The following is a 14,424-nucleotide window of genomic DNA, read 5'->3' as shown; positions in this document are numbered from 1 at the left end:
GGTTAACGGGCGTTTTGCAAAGCGGCAATCCGCTCTTCCAAAGGCGGGTGGCTCATGAACAAGCGTTGCACGCCGCCGCCGTTGATGCCGAATGCCGCCAACTCGCCGGGCAATTGCGCCGGTTCGTGCGAGCGTTGCAACGCCCGCAAGGCGTCGATCATTTTCTGCCGGCCGGCTAATTGAGCACCGCCGGCATCGGCGCGGAATTCGCGGTAACGCGAGAACCACATCACCAGCATCGAAGCCAAAATCGACAAGGCGATTTGCGCGACCATTTGCGTCACGTAATACGCCGGACCGTAACCGCGTTCGGTCTTGAACACCGCCCGGTCGACCACATAACCGATGATGGTGGCGAAGAAATAAACGAAGGTGTTGACCACGCCCTGCATCAGCGCCATCGTCACCATATCGCCGTTGGCGACGTGGCTAATCTCGTGGCCGACCACCGCTTCGACTTCGTCGGCATTCATGGTCCGCAATAAACCGGTGCTGACCGCTACCAAAGCATTGTCCCGGTTAGCCCCGGTGGCAAAAGCATTGGCTTCCGGCGCATCGAAGATACCGACTTCCGGCATGCCGATACCGGCCATTTGCGCTTGGCGCGATACCACACTGACCAGCCATTGTTCGGTCTGGTTTTGCGGTTGTTCGATCACATGCACGCCCATTGCGCTTTTCGCCGACCACTTGGACATGAACAACGAAATCACCGAACCGGTCATACCGATTACCGCCGACATAGCCAGCAAGCCTTCGATGTTCAGATGTACGCCTTGAGCGTCCAGCGCGCCTCTCAAGCCTAAAACGTTAAAAATGATGCTGATCGCAATCATGATGGCCACGTTGGTAGCCAAAAACAGCAATATTCTCATCATGGCGTAACTTTCCTGTGTTGTTATGGTGTGGTGGCGATTTGGGGCGCCGAAAGATTAAATTCAAGGTTATAGAGTGATAACATCATTCAAAGTTTACTCAGAGGCAGATAAAAATGAAAAGAATAAAGTCCCTGCTATTGCTCATGATTGCGAGCTTGCCCACGCTGGCCGCCAGCCCGGAACACGAGGCGGTTTTGAAACAACTGCACTTGCCGCCCGGATTCAATATCCGGATTTTCGCCGACAATCTGCCCAATGCCCGACAGATGGCGTTGGGCGACAAGGGCGTGGTCTATGTCGGCTCCCGCCAGGGCAACGTCTACGCCGTGCAAGATAGGGACGGCGACGGCACGGCCGACCAGCGCTTCGTCATCGCCGAACAACTCAACTTGCCCAACGGCGTCGCTTACAAAGACGGCTCGCTCTACGTCGCCGAAATCCAACGCATCATTCGTTTCGACGAAATCGGCATGCGGCTGGCCAATCCGCCGAAACCGGTGACCGTCTACGACCGATTCCCGTCCGACCGCCACCACGGCTGGAAATATTTGCGTATCGGCCCCGATAACAAACTGTACACCGCAGTCGGCGCGCCGTGTAACGTCTGCGATCCGGAACAACCGATATACGGTTCTTTGTTGCGGATGAACCTCGACGGCAGCAATTTGGAAATATTGGCGCGCGGCATCCGCAATACGGTCGGTTTCGACTGGGAAACCCGGACCGGCCATTTGTTTTTCAACGACAACGGCCGCGACTATCTGGGCGACGATGTGCCGCCGGACGAATTGAACGAGTGGAACCCGGCCAACCATCACTTCGGCTTTCCCTACTGCCACGCCGGCAACATCCCCGATCCCGAATTCGGCGCCGGCAAAGAATGCTACAAATATGCGGCGCCGGTCTGGCGCTATAAGGCGCATATCGCTCCGTTAGGCATGCGTTTTTATACCGGCAAGCAGTTTCCCGACGTTTATTTTCGGCAACTGATCGTGGCGCAACACGGCTCGTGGAACCGCAGCGAAGCGCAAGGCTACCAGGTCAACATCGTCAAATTCCGCGAGGGCCAGCCTTACAACGAACAACCCTTCATCAGCGGCTGGCTGACGGCCAAAGGCGAAGTGCTGGGCCGGCCCAACGACGTTCTGCAATTGCCGGACGGCAGCTTGCTGATCAGCGACGACAGTCTGGGCGTAATCTACCGGGTGACCTACGGCCAATGAGCGAAAAACGCTTCGAAATACTGGACTGCCGCACTGTCTACCACGGTTTTTTCCGACTGGAGCAATATACGCTGCGGCACACGCTGTTCAAGGGCGGCTGGAGCCAACCGCTAACGCGGGAATTGTTCCGCCGCGGCGATTGCGTGGCGGTGCTGCTGTACGACCCCGACCGCGACGAAGTCGTCATCATCGAACAATTCCGGGTCGGCGCGATTTTGCAGCCGCAGCGGGCCTGGTTGCTGGAAATTGTGGCCGGAGCGATTGAAGAAGGCGAAACCGCCGAAGAAGTCGCCTACCGCGAAGCGCGGGAGGAAGCCGGCTGCGAGATTCTGGATTTGATCGAGATCCAGCAATTTTTCACGACCCCGGGCGGCGCCTCCGAATGGATCACGCTGTTTTGCGGCCGGGTCGATAGCAGCGAGGTGGGCGGCATTCACGGTCTGGACGAGGAAGACGAGGACATCCGGGTCAGCGCTATCAAATTCGAGGAGGTGTTTGCCATGCTGCAACGCCGCGAAATCGAATCCGGCATTCCGATCATTGCCATCCAGTGGCTGTATATCCATCGCGACCAGCTACGGGAACGTTGGTTGGCCGCCGACGGGCAACCCGCGTAAACGCCGACTAGCGACTCTTTAACGACCCGCTTCGCCCGAGCCAGGGATTGGCTTTTTCCTGCAACCAGGCATGGGCGAACTCGTCGTTTTTGACGACCATGTCCAAAAACGCCGTGGTGGTGCCGATAACGGCGGCAACGTGTTTGTAACCCTGGTCCCGCCGGGTTTCTTCCGTGCGCGAGCCGCCAAACCAGGACTCGCCGCCGGCTTGAGGTCCGCCCATGCCGCCTCGGCGGCGGCCGGCGGCCATCGGCATTCCCTCCGCCAGCGCCGCCTCGTTGCGCCGCTCCGCCGCCGCGAAACGGCCGCCGAGTTCCGATCCCGCCAACACCTTATGCCCGCCGCCCTGCAACAGCAACAGGTACTTACCTCCGGCAGGCGCGTATTCCCACAACGCCGTTCTGACCGGCGCCGAGCTGATTGCATACGGATCGTTGTCTTCGCTGCCGGTGATACTTAACATCGGCAAGGTCAGCTTTTGAAATCGGCCCCGTACTTGGCCTTCGGCCAAATCGACCGACGGACTCAGCACAATGGCGGCGACCGGTTGCAAATCGCCGCCGCCCGGCATATCGCCGGCGAACGCCTCGCCCGCCGCCGCCGACACCGTCTGCCCGCCCAAATCGTAACCGGCCAAAACCACTTTGGAAAAATCGGCCGCGGCAAATACCGGCGCCCGCATCTCGGCTCTGAGTTTCAGTTGCCGGTAAGCCCAGTACAAATGCCCGAGCCGGCTTTGCAATCGATCCGGCGCAAAATATTGGTGGCCGACGTAGTGCAGTTCGCTACTGCGCGCGGAACGCGATTGGCGCGGACGTTTCTCGCCAAACCAAGACTCGCCGCCGGGTTCGCGTTCGGGGCCGCCGTCCTCGTCCGCATCTGCGGGAGCCGCCAATTCGTCGGCGTCCGGCAAGTCGAATTTACGTTCGGCTTCCAGTTGTTTCAAGGCCTGAGCGATTTCCACCGGCTGGACGCTGAATACGGCATAACCGGCCTTGGCCCAGCTTTCCCGCCACAACCTGCCGGCCCCTGCGTCTTCGCCGATACTGGGCAGATAAATCACCAGCGGATAACTGCCCGCGGCTTTCGGCGCCAGCATTTCCACATCCAGCTCGACCCCGTCGTGCAACCAGCGGTCGCGGACGGAATCCAGCTCGAAATTGCCGGCCGGCCGGTAGGCCCCGCTTTGCATCGCCTGCTGCAATTTCTCGAATTGCTCCTCCTGCCCCGGTAAAGTGGGCCGGGAAGAACAGGCATTTAGCATCGGCAGCAGCATGATTGCCAAAAGCAGACGATAGTTCGGGAACAATCTGGAGAAAACAGACATTGGTGCAAAACTCCGGCACGGGTAACGGAAAAAGCCAAACACATAGTCTCAAGTATGCCCAACATAAAGTAAATCGGCGTTTGCCCAATGTAAAAATTGATTAATGGCAACCTTGTGCCATTGAAGTTGTCCTGGCGGGCGCAACGGCATTGGCTTAATCTGGCAAAGTAGAATCAAGCAGCCGTGCAAGCATCAACCGATCGGTGCAGGACGACCGACCAATATAACCGCATAAAACGCACGGTAAATTTCACCGCCGCCCGCATCGTTGTACAATGCGCGTTTTTCAGTACATTATCGGGTTGCGTATGGGGTTCGAACAATTAGCATCGCTGCGGGATCAACTGGCGCAACAGGCCGCTGCCGAAAAAGCGAAAAAGCAAGAAAAGAAAAAGCAGCACCAAGCGCCCAGCGCGGACGTCGATCCGGTGGTACAAACCATAGGCCAGTTGCAGAAGCGTTTTCCGACTATCTTTCCGAAAAGCCCGAACCCGAAAGTGCCGCTCAAAATCGGCATCCATAACGACTTGGTCGAACTATCGGAACAACTCGGCATCGCCAAGGAAGCGCTGCTGGAAGCGATCAAAACCTGGTGTACCGGCAACCGCTATTGGGCCTGCATGGTCGAAGGCGCCATTCGGGTCGACCTGAACGGTAACGAAGCCGGCCGCGTCACCAAGGACAACGCCGTCCAGGCGCAACGCCTGAAATACCGGTCGCAAAAGAAAAAACCGAAAAAAACCGAAGCCAAGCCGGCCCGGCAGGCACCCGCCGCCGAATAAAGCTCGCGAGGCGCAGGGATGGATTCTTTCGCCACGCCTCCGCCCGCCGCCACGCTGTCGCACCGGCAGCGCCTGCGCTACATCCTGAGCGGCTCGGCCGGCAATCTGGTTGAATATTTCGACTGGGCCATCTACGCCGCCTTCGCCCTGTACTTTGCCCCGCGCTTCTTTCCGGAGGGCGACCAGACCGCGCAATTGTTGAATAACGCCGCAATATTCGCCGTCGGCTTCGTGTTCCGGCCGCTGGGCGGATGGCTGCTCGGCAGCCTGGCCGACCGCAAAGGCCGCAAGAGCGCATTGCTGTTGTCGGTGAGTTTGATGTGCCTGGGCTCGTTGATCATCGCCTGCACACCGGGCTACGCCGCCATCGGCAACTGGGCCCCGGCGCTGCTGCTGATTGCCCGCATGCTGCAAGGCTTCAGCATCGGCGGCGAATACGGCAGTTCGGCCACCTACCTCAGCGAAATGGCCGGTGCCAGGCACCGCGGTTACTATTCCAGCTTCCAATACGTGACGATCGTGCTCGGCCAACTGCTGGCGCTCGGGTTATTGATGCTGTTGCAACGTTACCTGTTAAGCAGCGACCAACTGCACGCCTGGGGTTGGCGGATTCCGTTCGTCGTCGGCGGCACGTTGGCCGTGCTGGCGATCTGGCTACGCGGCAATATGGCCGAAACCGCCGCCTTCGCCGCATCGCGCCGGCATCCGCACCGACGCACGCCACTGCGCGAACTGGCGCGCCACCCGCGGGCGGTATTCACCGTCGTTGCCCTAACCGCCGGCGGCACGGTGTCGTATTACACCTTCACCGTCTACATGCAAAAATTCCTGGTCAATACCAGCGGCTTCAGCAAAGACGACGCCACGCTGATCTGCAGCCTGGGCTTGCTGGTATTCATGGCACTACAACCCGTATTCGGTTTGATCTCCGACTACATCGGCCGCCGCACGCTGCTGATCGGCTTCGGCCTCGGCGCCACCCTATTCACCGCGCCGTTGCTTTCGCTATTGGCCGCTGCCCACAGCGTCGAGACTGCGCTGGGCTGGTACGTTTGCGCCCTGCTGATCACCTCCGGCTACTCGTCGGTCAACGCCATCGTCAAAGCCGAACTGTTTCCGGTGCAGATCCGCGCCCTCGGCGTCGGTTTTCCGTATGCGCTGACCGTGGCCTTGTTCGGCGGCAGCGCCGAATACCTGGCGTTATGGCTAAAAAGCCAGGGCCACCCGGAATGGTTCGGCTATTACGTCAGCGGTTGCGCCGCGCTGGCCTTGTGCGTTGCGATAGCGATGAAAGAACCGCTGCGCAGCTCGGCATTGGATTGCGACGACGATGCCGCTTAAATCGGCCTGGTTCCGCAGCGCTACTTATACCGGCGCGGCTCTGTTGCTGGCACTGCTTGCCGCAGGTTGCGCCAGTCTGAGCCGAGAAGATTGCCTGCGCGGCGACTGGTTCGGCGTCGGCATGCGCGACGGGCTCGGCGGCGAAACCGGCCAGCGTTTGGCGGATCACGCCGAAGCCTGCCGCGAGTATGGCATAGCCGTCGATCAATCGGCCTATTTCGCCGGCCGCGAGCAAGGCCTGACCGATTACTGCCGGCTGGACAATGCGTTCAACGAAGGCCTGAATGGCCGCCAATACCGACACGTCTGCCCTCCGGCCATCGACGGCCAGTTTGCCCGCTACCACGCGGCGGCCTATGCCGTTTACGAAGACCGCAACGAACTGGACCGGCTGCAAAGCGACTTGTCCGGCAAGGAAAGCCGTCTGCGCGACAGCAAATTGACCGACAAAGAGCGCGACCGACTGCGCAGCGAACTGCGGGACCTAGACCGCCGCTACGACCACCGCCGCCAAGATTTGTATTTCCACGAACGGCAACTCGACGACTTGCGCCGGGAGTTTTTTGGCTATCGTTGATGCGCTACTAAGGTAGTAAGGTTACGATCAGACCTAAATAACTGGCAATCAGTTTAGGTATTCTGATTGGAGACAAATGCGCTTTAAAGTTGCGACCTACCGACCGAAGTGATTCAATGACGTTAAGGTCGTTACAGGCCATCATCTCTAAACTGAGACCGATAGGAAAATTTCATGCTCACCAAGTCAGTTACCACCGATAACAAACATCAGCTTAGCCGTTTGGTCAAAATTATATTCTGATCACTAATTCAGCAAGAAGGTAGCTTTATTTAGTCCTAATTCCTTTTTTTCAATACTACATGCAGACTCGATTGGCTTCGAAAAAGAGCTTTTCACCAACCTGTTCACTACTAGTTAGCCATATAAAAGCTGTGAGGCATTAATGAAAAAATCAATCGCATTCCTTATTCTCCTATCTTCATTAGCTGCTCATGCAGAAGAATGGATTTCGCCAATAGATAAGAAATATTCTACCAAGAATCCAAAACTATATTCCGAAATGTCCCATGCCAAGAATATATTGGACTCGTGGAGTGGCCAGGGTGAAAAACTGATAGAGGCTGATACTCTACTTAAGGGGGTACTTAAAAGCGACGGAAGTTTTGCTCCTGCCTATAAAGAATATGGTCGACTATATATCATGGCAGGTTACATTAACTATAACAACTTCGAATCAGGCAGCCTCAATCCTGCGGAAGCGTCAATACTAAAGTCTATAGAAATTGAGCCTAGCTACGCTGACTCATACGTCTTACTGGGTCACTTATATACAAATATGCAGCGATATAGCGATGCCGAAAGTGCATTAAAAAAAGCGGAAAGCATAGGAACCAAAATTCCTTGGTTAGATTTGAACTGGGCTGATTTACTTATTAAACGGGATAAATACAAAGAAGCTTTTCAACGTTACCAAAGCGTAATTAAAACACGAACATCAAATAGGAAAGCATATGCCAACGCCTTATCTGGTCTAACTACGGTGTATAGATATTTAGGTCAATACGATAATGCTAATAACGGATTTAAACAAGAAATTTCCTACGAACCGGGAAATGCATGGGTATGGGGAAATTACTCAGACTTCCTGTTGTTTGATTACAATGATGTAGATGGTGCCATAGTGAAAGGCGAAAAAGCCCTCAGCATAATGGACTATGGTATGGGCCGATTCACATTGGCCTGCGCTCTATATACAAAGTGGGCGCTCATGCTTCAAGATGCCAATAAGACAACAGAAGCTCAACCATATTTTGAAAAGGCTAGGGCGCTTTACCCTGATCTAGAGCAAATCATCGAGAAAACAGCTCAGTATAAAAACACAATGATTACGTCCAAAGCGCTACAAACATGGCTAACAACTCATTCAACGGTGACTCACTAACACGCGCCCGTTAATTCAACGCTAGGCATTTCCAATGAGCATAATCCGTTCCGGCTCAGAGCCATGTAGGCCGATGAGCGAAATGTGTCACAGCTCCGGCAAGTGTTTACAACCTTGAAGACTAAGCGGCCGCTCTAACTGACTGCTGCAGTCGTTTTGTCGGACCAGCCATGTAGGCCGGAATAAGCGCAGCGTTTCCGGCAGGTTTTTAGTTTTGCCAGGCACACCTCTCTCGTTGATTTTGCCGGAAACGCTGCGCTTATTCCGGCCTACAATGTCTTGGAACTGTTTAACCACCTCCGAACACCAGGAAAAAGGCCAACCAGCGAAATGTGATATGGCTCCGGCAAGCGTGTACAACCTTGAAAGCCAAGTGCACGTTTTGCCGGAACGATTACATAGTATTTCCTGTTTGCCAAGGTCCTTAGTTAGCCGTTATACACATCTTTGTTCGATAACCGTCTTTCGGCAGGGATTCATGTCAGGCTGTCCTGCCTGACACGCGTCGGGTAATGCAAATCTGTTCCAGACAGATTTGTGCCGGAGCCGCAGACCGCGTAGCGAATCCAGGCTGCAAGGATGGCTTGAAGCTGCCGTCCATGGTACTGGATACCCGCGTCCTGCGGGTATGACGGCACTTGTATATAACGATGAACGATCCCCCGTTGGAATCCATACTGCATGAAGGCTGGTATGCTTTCCCATTTATGCCCTGCGGGTACGCAGAAGCTTAGGAACTAGGAAAAGCCGAAACCGCTTTGACTGGCTATCACCGCCCATCATTTCCGCTATTCATGCCCTCCTACCCATACCTAATCCCATACCAAACCATCCCGACCGCCTCGTGGGCCAGCAGGAAGACGTTGGCCCAGGCCGACGGCGACGGTAGCCAGTCCAGGAAGCGGGAATCGCCGCTGCGGCCGATGAAGGCGGTCGGTGCCGGCAAGACCTTGAAGCCGGCGTTGCGGAAAGCCATTAACGCTCGGGGCATGTGGTAGGCTTGCGTCACCAGCACGATGTTGTCGATGCCATATTGGCGCAACAACTCGCGGCTGAAGCCGGCGTTTTCGGCGGTGTTGCGGCTTTCGCGCTCCTGCCAAGCCACAGGGGTTTTGAACTCCCGATCCAAGATCTCCGCCATCAGGTCGGCTTCGGCCACATCATCCGGCGCCAGCGCGCCGCCGCCGGAGACCAATACCGGCAAGCCCAAGTCCCAGGCCAGTTTGGCGGCATAGCGCAGGCGCAGCAGGTTTCGGGGATGTAAGGTGATTTGCCCGGGATATTCGGGCGTGTCGAATTGCAGGCCGCCGCCGATCACGACCAGCGCTTGGGGCTTCGATGCCGCGACAGCCTCCGCCGTCACAGGCGGCACCCGCTCCCACCACAGCCCCAGCCGATTCACCACCACCGGCAGGCTCAGCAACCACAACAAAATCAAACCGGTCAGCGCCATGTTTCGCCCCCATTTTCGGTTACCGTACGCCAGCCCTACTAGCGCCAAAACCAACAACGAGACCGGCGGCAGTAACAGCGCCTGTAGCGCGTAAACCAGCATTGCGGACATCACAACCTCGGTTGGGTTAGCGGCCGCCGACCCGGCGCGGCGCTTAACCGGCCAACTTGGCGATGCCGACCGCTGCCCGCAGTTGTTCGATGAACGGCCGGCTGATGGCGCGGGCTTTTTCGGCGCCTTCCTGCAATTGCTGTTCGATGTGCTCAGGCGACGCCAGCAGCGCTTCGTAACGCTCGCGCGCCGGCGCGATTTCGTCGTTGATTTTTTCGAACAACACCTGTTTCATCTCGCCCCAACCGATGCCTTCCGCGTAACGCTGGCGAATCGCATCGACTTCGTGGTGGTTGGCGAACGCCTGGTAGATACCGAACAGCGTGCAGCCTTCCGGGTCTTTCGGTTCGCCCGGTTCCAGCGAGTTGGTTTTGATCTTGTTGATCAATTTGCGCAGTTTCTTTTCCGGCTCGAACAACGGGATGGTGTTGTTGTAGCTCTTGCTCATTTTGCGGCCGTCCAGACCCAGCAAGGTCGCGGCATTTTCTTCCAGTACCGCTTCCGGCAGGACGAAATGCTCGCCGTAAATATGGTTGAAACGGGCGGCGATGTCTCGGGCCATTTCGATATGCTGGATTTGGTCCTTGCCGACCGGCACCTTGTTGGCGTTGAACATCAAGATATCGGCAGCCATCAGGATCGGGTAACTGAATAAACCCATCGTCACGCCTTTGTCCGGATCGCTACCGCCGGCTTCCTCGTTTTCCGCAACCGCGGCTTTGTAGGCGTGCGCCCGGTTCATCAAGCCCTTGGCGGTGACGCAGGTCAGCATCCAGGTCAGTTCCAGAATTTCCGGCACGTCGGATTGGCGGTAGAACACCGCATTCGAGGTATCCAGCCCCAGCGCCAGCCAAGTCGCGGCAATCTCCAGGCTGGATTGCTTGACCCGGGCCGGCTCGCTGCATTTGATCAGCGCATGGTAATCGGCCAGAAAATAAAACGGCCGGACCTGCTCGTCCTTGCTGGCCTTGATCGCCGGCCGAATGGCTCCGGCGTAATTGCCCAAATGCGGCGTACCGGTGGTGGTGATGCCGGTAAGAACGATGGATTTAGTCATGCTGCTGCCTGCGCTATCTAAATTGAAAAGTGGCGCGATTTTACACAAATCGCCGGGGATAGTCAGGCTCGGCGCCGCCGGCAGCGGCGGACTCGGTCAGATACGGTCGGCCAGCAGCCGGATCGGATGCATCAGTTTGCGGTCGGTTTCGCCGCGCTCGGCGTTCAGAAAAAATGCGCAACCGAAATTGGCGCTGACGGCGATGTCGGCACCGCAACCGGCGATGGCTTGGCGCTTGGCGGCTTTCAATCGCCCGGCGTTTTCCGGATGGCTCAGCATATAGCTGCCGCCGGCGCCGCAGCAGGTCTGGTTGTCCGGCAGCGCTTCGATATTCACGCCGGGGATTTTGGCCAACAAGGCGTAAACCGCCTTGGCGTTTTTCAGCACGTTCCGCTGGCTGCAAGGTTCGTGCACGGCGATGTTCAGATTCGATGCCGCCGGTTGCAACTGCTCCGGCCAGTGCTCCAGCAAGAACTCGTTGATGTCGCATAGACTGCGGCGGAACCAGCCGGCGGTCTCGCTGTCGGCGCCTTCGGCTTCGCTCAACATCGCCCCGCACCCGCTGGCCAGATAGACCACCGCTTCGACTTCCAGCGCATAAAACGCGGCGATATTGTTTTCGACCAGAGCTGCGGCGGAGCGGCCGTTATGTTGATGGATCGCGCCGCAGCAGCCCTGCCCTTCCGGCACCACCACCTCGTAGCCGATGGCATTCAGCAATTTGATTGCCGCCTTCAGCGTGGCGCGGTCGAAATGTTCGGCCAGACAACCGGTGAACAGCGCCACGCGCCCGCGCTGGCGGGCGCGCTTGCCCACCGGAAAAACACCGGCTAAACCGCCAAGCGCCGGCTCGCAGACTAGGCGCTCGGCGGCCGCCAGATACAGTTTTTGCAACAGGCCGCTAGCCCGCAACGGCTTTTGCAGACCCGAACGCAAATACAAGGTGACCAACGGCAACAAGCTGCGCCGCCATTTTTTATGTTCGATCAGACGCAGCGCCAATCCGGTAAGCCAGGACGGCGGCTGCAATTGCATTAGTTTGTGCCGCGCCAAATCGAACAGTTCGCCATATTTCATCCGACTCGGACACACGGTTTCGCAGGCCCGGCATTGCAGGCAGTTATCCAGATGGCCGCGTTCGTCGTCGCCAATCGCCTCATCCCGCAGCACTTTTTCGATGCTGCGAATCCTCTGCCGCGGCGTTTCGGCGTCGGTTTGAAACAAACGGTAAGTCGGGCAGCCGCTCACGCACATGCCGCAACGCATGCAATCCTGGGCTTCCGGAATATAGGGGCCGTCGCTGGCCGGATACGATGCGCCGCCGTTATCGCCGGCGTCGAGGCCGAAGTCCATGTAATCGAACACGCTAACCCTCCATCATCGTTTCGTAGGCGCGGCGCAACAAATCCATCTCGGCCGGCGGCCGGCCGCGCAGCTCGGGCAAGGTGCGCAGCCGGCAATCCAGGCTTTGCAGCAGCCGGTGCGGCGGATCGAGCAGCTTAAACCGGGCGATGTAGACGGTGACGATGCCGCCCGGCGTGTCGACCGCCTGCCGGTAGCCGGCCTCGGCCTGCAACAAATCGGCCTCGAAGTCCATCAGCTTGGTGATCGCCTTAACCAGCGTCGCCGGATGAATCGTCAACGTGGCCGCTGCGCCGCTATCGTCGTCCAGCGCCGCGGATAAGGCCGGCAACGGCTGCGGAAAACAGACGCTGCCGTTGGCTTGCTGGGCGAACAAGGTCAACGCGCTGATATCGCCTTTGTACAACAGCAGCAACCGGTGCCGGTCGAATTCTGCCGGTATGGCCGGGATCATGCGTTATCCGGCGGCATAGTTGTCCCACAACGATTTAAAACTGGTGTCCAGCCGCGACAGCCGGCTGTTCAATTGGTCGAGCAACGAATATTGCGGGAAGCGGGCTTTGTTGCCGGCGCCGTACCATTGCTCCATCGCCAGCGTCAGTTGCGATTTTTCGGCAAAGCAATCGGCGATCTGCTGCTTCAACCAACTGATGCTGCGTTGCGGCGCCAGCTCGGCAATCCGGTAGCGCAGGCCGTTGTTGAAAATCCGCACCCCGCCGCCCTGGGCCGCAGTGTGGTAAAGCGCTTGCGGATCGACGACTTCGACCCCGGCCAGATAATCGATGCCGAACTCGTGCAGTTGCGGCAGCCAGGGTACGGTCGGCCCCATCAAAACCGTGGTCGCATGCGCGGCCAATTCGGTCAGACGCGGGAAGGTCTTGTTGGTGATGCTGCTGCCGGTCAGAAATACCCAATCGGCCTGCGGCAGCAAGAACTCGCATGCCGAATCCGGCAGATCGGCGGCCGTCGGTTGCCGTTCCAATACCGTCAACAACATTTTGTCCTGGTAGCGTTCGATGCCGGGATAACGGCCGATTACGACCACATGTTTACCCTGTAACTGCGGCAGAAAATAATCGAACACCGCCAGATTGGCGTGTTCGTCGTGGCAATCCAGCGCCAGCGATTCCGGCAACGGCCGGGCGTTGATGCAACTGTTGATCGCTGCCATCGCCACGGTGGCCTTGAACGGGTCCCATTCGGTAATCCAGGCCGCCAAATCGGTAACCGGCTTGCCGACCAAACTCCCCGACCAAGCCAAGGTGCGGGTGGCATGTCCCGGACTCATCGCCAGCCCGGCCGTCGCCTTGCCCTGACTCTGGCATACGGTCCACACCAGGCCTATCATCAGATTGTCCACCACGGCATCGCTGCTGCAATAATCCAACAGCAATTCGTACAAGCGTTTGGGATTAGCCATCGCGCCTCCTTATTGCGGCGTGTCCAACAATTTTGCTTCGGTTTTGATTTCGTCCTGCCGGCCCCAGGCATTGATCGCCTCGACGAACCAGCGCTTCTTGGTCGGATGCGGCTTGACCACATCGTATTCGGCGTAAAAACTGCCGTCGCCGTGGAATTTGATCTGGCCGATACGTTGCTTGCCGGCGTTGTACCAGTAACCGACCAGATCCCGGCTCTGGGTAAACGGATCGGTGACCAGACTGAACACCGCGGCGTCGAAATCGGGCAAACTCAAATCGGTCTGCAACGGAAAACCCAGCTTGACGATGTTTTCGGTCATGCGCTGGCACACCGCCTTGCCGAAGCCGCGTTTGGCTTCCAGGTGTTGCTGCAATTCGTCGCTCATGCCGCCTCCTCGGCCAACACTTCGGCCAAATGCATGATCACCGAGCCGCCGGAGCGGTCCAGCGGGTCCAGTTGCCGCAGCACCGCCAACACCAACCGGGCCTCGTCTTCGAGCTGCCGGCGCAAACGGATGAAACCCAGGGCTTTCAAGCTGTACAGGTAAAACAGGCAGACGTCGCTGGCATACATATCCCATTGCCCGGCTTCGGCCGCCAATTGCCGGTAATCGGCCGGAAAGCCGCCTTGCCGCGCCGATTCCGCCAGTGCCGCCAGGGCTTCGCGCTCGGCTTCGGCCAAACGGCCCTGGTAGAAATAAAACTTGTACAGCGCAAAATAGGTCTGCAGGCAGGCCGGATCCAGCTGTTGCGCCTGCTGGAAGTATTTCTCCGCCAGCGGTTTATCGGCATGGCTGGCCGCCACCGCCATTTGCAGCAGCTTGTTCACCGCCTCGGGCACGTCCGGGCTGAACAGCACCCGCTGTTCCAGAAACGACACTCCGGCCATGG

The 14,424-nt window shown here is 57.7% G+C and carries 15 protein-coding genes; 6 read left to right on the top strand and 9 right to left on the bottom strand.

Translation table 11 applies throughout. The annotated features are described in order from the left end of the window. Positions 1-2: 2 nt before the first annotated feature. Positions 3-878 (bottom strand): protease HtpX, encoded by an 876-nt coding sequence (htpX, locus tag MKFW12EY_RS04695; RefSeq protein WP_221054088.1) that lies wholly within the window; start codon positions 876-878, stop codon positions 3-5. 113 nt (positions 879-991) lie between these two features. On the opposite strand from htpX, the gene MKFW12EY_RS04690 reads away from it, so the two are divergent. Both MKFW12EY_RS04690 and MKFW12EY_RS04685 read left to right on the top strand, forming a co-directional pair. Further along, on the top strand, positions 992-2,101 hold the full coding sequence (locus MKFW12EY_RS04690) for a PQQ-dependent sugar dehydrogenase (RefSeq protein ID WP_221054087.1): 1,110 nt from the start codon (positions 992-994) through the stop codon (positions 2,099-2,101). After that, a complete protein-coding gene (locus MKFW12EY_RS04685) occupies positions 2,098-2,718 on the top strand; it encodes an NUDIX domain-containing protein (RefSeq protein WP_221054086.1) in 621 nt (206 codons plus the stop codon). Before MKFW12EY_RS04690 ends, MKFW12EY_RS04685 begins: the two co-directional genes overlap by 4 nt. A gap of 7 nt (positions 2,719-2,725) precedes the next feature. Here the strand turns inward: MKFW12EY_RS04685 and MKFW12EY_RS04680 are convergent, their stop codons facing one another. Beyond that, complete coding sequence (locus MKFW12EY_RS04680) at positions 2,726-4,045, bottom strand: alpha/beta hydrolase (RefSeq protein WP_221054085.1); 1,320 nt, start codon at positions 4,043-4,045, stop codon at positions 2,726-2,728. Between the two features lie 308 nt (positions 4,046-4,353). On the opposite strand from MKFW12EY_RS04680, the gene MKFW12EY_RS04675 reads away from it, so the two are divergent. From MKFW12EY_RS04675 to MKFW12EY_RS04660, 4 genes are all read left to right on the top strand, one after another. Next, a complete protein-coding gene (locus MKFW12EY_RS04675; RefSeq protein ID WP_054763496.1) occupies positions 4,354-4,827 on the top strand; it encodes a ProQ/FinO family protein in 474 nt (157 codons plus the stop codon). 18 nt (positions 4,828-4,845) lie between these two features. Continuing rightward, the gene (locus tag MKFW12EY_RS04670) at positions 4,846-6,168 is read left to right on the top strand and encodes an MFS transporter (RefSeq protein ID WP_221054084.1); all 1,323 of its coding nucleotides are present in this window, start codon (positions 4,846-4,848) and stop codon (positions 6,166-6,168) included. Further along, a complete protein-coding gene (locus MKFW12EY_RS04665; RefSeq protein WP_054763492.1) occupies positions 6,158-6,745 on the top strand; it encodes a DUF2799 domain-containing protein in 588 nt (195 codons plus the stop codon). Before MKFW12EY_RS04670 ends, MKFW12EY_RS04665 begins: the two co-directional genes overlap by 11 nt. 385 nt (positions 6,746-7,130) lie before the next feature. Then, complete coding sequence (locus MKFW12EY_RS04660) at positions 7,131-8,129, top strand: tetratricopeptide repeat protein (RefSeq protein ID WP_221054083.1); 999 nt, start codon at positions 7,131-7,133, stop codon at positions 8,127-8,129. Positions 8,130-8,931: 802 nt separating this feature from the next. On the opposite strand, the gene MKFW12EY_RS04655 is transcribed toward MKFW12EY_RS04660, so the two are convergent. The 7 genes from MKFW12EY_RS04655 to MKFW12EY_RS04625 all read right to left on the bottom strand — a co-directional run bounded on the left by MKFW12EY_RS04655 (position 8,932) and on the right by MKFW12EY_RS04625 (position 14,422). After that, positions 8,932-9,693, bottom strand: a complete 762-nt coding sequence (locus tag MKFW12EY_RS04655) for a YdcF family protein (protein ID WP_221054082.1) — start codon at positions 9,691-9,693, stop codon at positions 8,932-8,934. Positions 9,694-9,736: 43 nt separating this feature from the next. After that, entirely contained in the window at positions 9,737-10,750 is a 1,014-nt protein-coding gene (locus MKFW12EY_RS04650) for a tryptophan--tRNA ligase (RefSeq protein WP_054759450.1), read from the bottom strand. 96 nt (positions 10,751-10,846) lie between these two features. After that, positions 10,847-12,115: a (Fe-S)-binding protein gene (locus tag MKFW12EY_RS04645; protein ID WP_082409667.1), complete on the bottom strand. Its 1,269-nt coding sequence runs from the start codon at positions 12,113-12,115 to the stop codon at positions 10,847-10,849. Between the two features lies 1 nt (position 12,116). Further along, positions 12,117-12,566 (bottom strand): hypothetical protein, encoded by a 450-nt coding sequence (locus tag MKFW12EY_RS04640; protein ID WP_054759430.1) that lies wholly within the window; start codon positions 12,564-12,566, stop codon positions 12,117-12,119. Between the two features lie 3 nt (positions 12,567-12,569). Continuing rightward, positions 12,570-13,532, bottom strand: a complete 963-nt coding sequence (locus MKFW12EY_RS04635; RefSeq protein ID WP_054759428.1) for a DUF364 domain-containing protein — start codon at positions 13,530-13,532, stop codon at positions 12,570-12,572. A gap of 9 nt (positions 13,533-13,541) precedes the next feature. Beyond that, positions 13,542-13,919, bottom strand: coding sequence for a hypothetical protein (locus MKFW12EY_RS04630; protein ID WP_054759426.1), 378 nt, complete (start codon positions 13,917-13,919; stop codon positions 13,542-13,544). After that, complete coding sequence (locus tag MKFW12EY_RS04625) at positions 13,916-14,422, bottom strand: hypothetical protein (protein WP_221054081.1); 507 nt, start codon at positions 14,420-14,422, stop codon at positions 13,916-13,918. Before MKFW12EY_RS04625 ends, MKFW12EY_RS04630 begins: the two co-directional genes overlap by 4 nt. Between the last annotated feature and the right edge of the window lie 2 nt (positions 14,423-14,424).

This window comes from Methylomonas koyamae (assembly GCF_019669905.1).
Classification (GTDB): domain Bacteria; phylum Pseudomonadota; class Gammaproteobacteria; order Methylococcales; family Methylomonadaceae; genus Methylomonas; species Methylomonas koyamae.
Note: the sequence above shows the minus strand (reverse complement) of the source record. Positions and strands in the feature narration are given on the sequence as shown.

Excerpts from the sequence above, each read along its gene's own strand:
- MKFW12EY_RS04635 (WP_054759428.1), bottom strand. The coding sequence starts at position 13,532 with ATGGCTAATCCCAAACGCTTGTACGAATTGCTGTTGGATTATTGCAGC.
- MKFW12EY_RS04640 (WP_054759430.1), bottom strand. The coding sequence starts at position 12,566 with ATGATCCCGGCCATACCGGCAGAATTCGACCGGCACCGGTTGCTGCTG.
- MKFW12EY_RS04680 (WP_221054085.1), bottom strand. The coding sequence starts at position 4,045 with ATGTCTGTTTTCTCCAGATTGTTCCCGAACTATCGTCTGCTTTTGGCA.
- MKFW12EY_RS04660 (WP_221054083.1), top strand. The coding sequence starts at position 7,131 with ATGAAAAAATCAATCGCATTCCTTATTCTCCTATCTTCATTAGCTGCT.
- MKFW12EY_RS04630 (WP_054759426.1), bottom strand. The coding sequence starts at position 13,919 with ATGAGCGACGAATTGCAGCAACACCTGGAAGCCAAACGCGGCTTCGGC.
- MKFW12EY_RS04650 (WP_054759450.1), bottom strand. The coding sequence starts at position 10,750 with ATGACTAAATCCATCGTTCTTACCGGCATCACCACCACCGGTACGCCG.
- MKFW12EY_RS04690 (WP_221054087.1), top strand. The coding sequence starts at position 992 with ATGAAAAGAATAAAGTCCCTGCTATTGCTCATGATTGCGAGCTTGCCC.
- MKFW12EY_RS04675 (WP_054763496.1), top strand. The coding sequence starts at position 4,354 with ATGGGGTTCGAACAATTAGCATCGCTGCGGGATCAACTGGCGCAACAG.
- MKFW12EY_RS04685 (WP_221054086.1), top strand. The coding sequence starts at position 2,098 with ATGAGCGAAAAACGCTTCGAAATACTGGACTGCCGCACTGTCTACCAC.
- MKFW12EY_RS04665 (WP_054763492.1), top strand. The coding sequence starts at position 6,158 with ATGCCGCTTAAATCGGCCTGGTTCCGCAGCGCTACTTATACCGGCGCG.
- htpX (WP_221054088.1), bottom strand. The coding sequence starts at position 878 with ATGATGAGAATATTGCTGTTTTTGGCTACCAACGTGGCCATCATGATT.
- MKFW12EY_RS04655 (WP_221054082.1), bottom strand. The coding sequence starts at position 9,693 with ATGTCCGCAATGCTGGTTTACGCGCTACAGGCGCTGTTACTGCCGCCG.
- MKFW12EY_RS04670 (WP_221054084.1), top strand. The coding sequence starts at position 4,846 with ATGGATTCTTTCGCCACGCCTCCGCCCGCCGCCACGCTGTCGCACCGG.
- MKFW12EY_RS04625 (WP_221054081.1), bottom strand. The coding sequence starts at position 14,422 with ATGGCCGGAGTGTCGTTTCTGGAACAGCGGGTGCTGTTCAGCCCGGAC.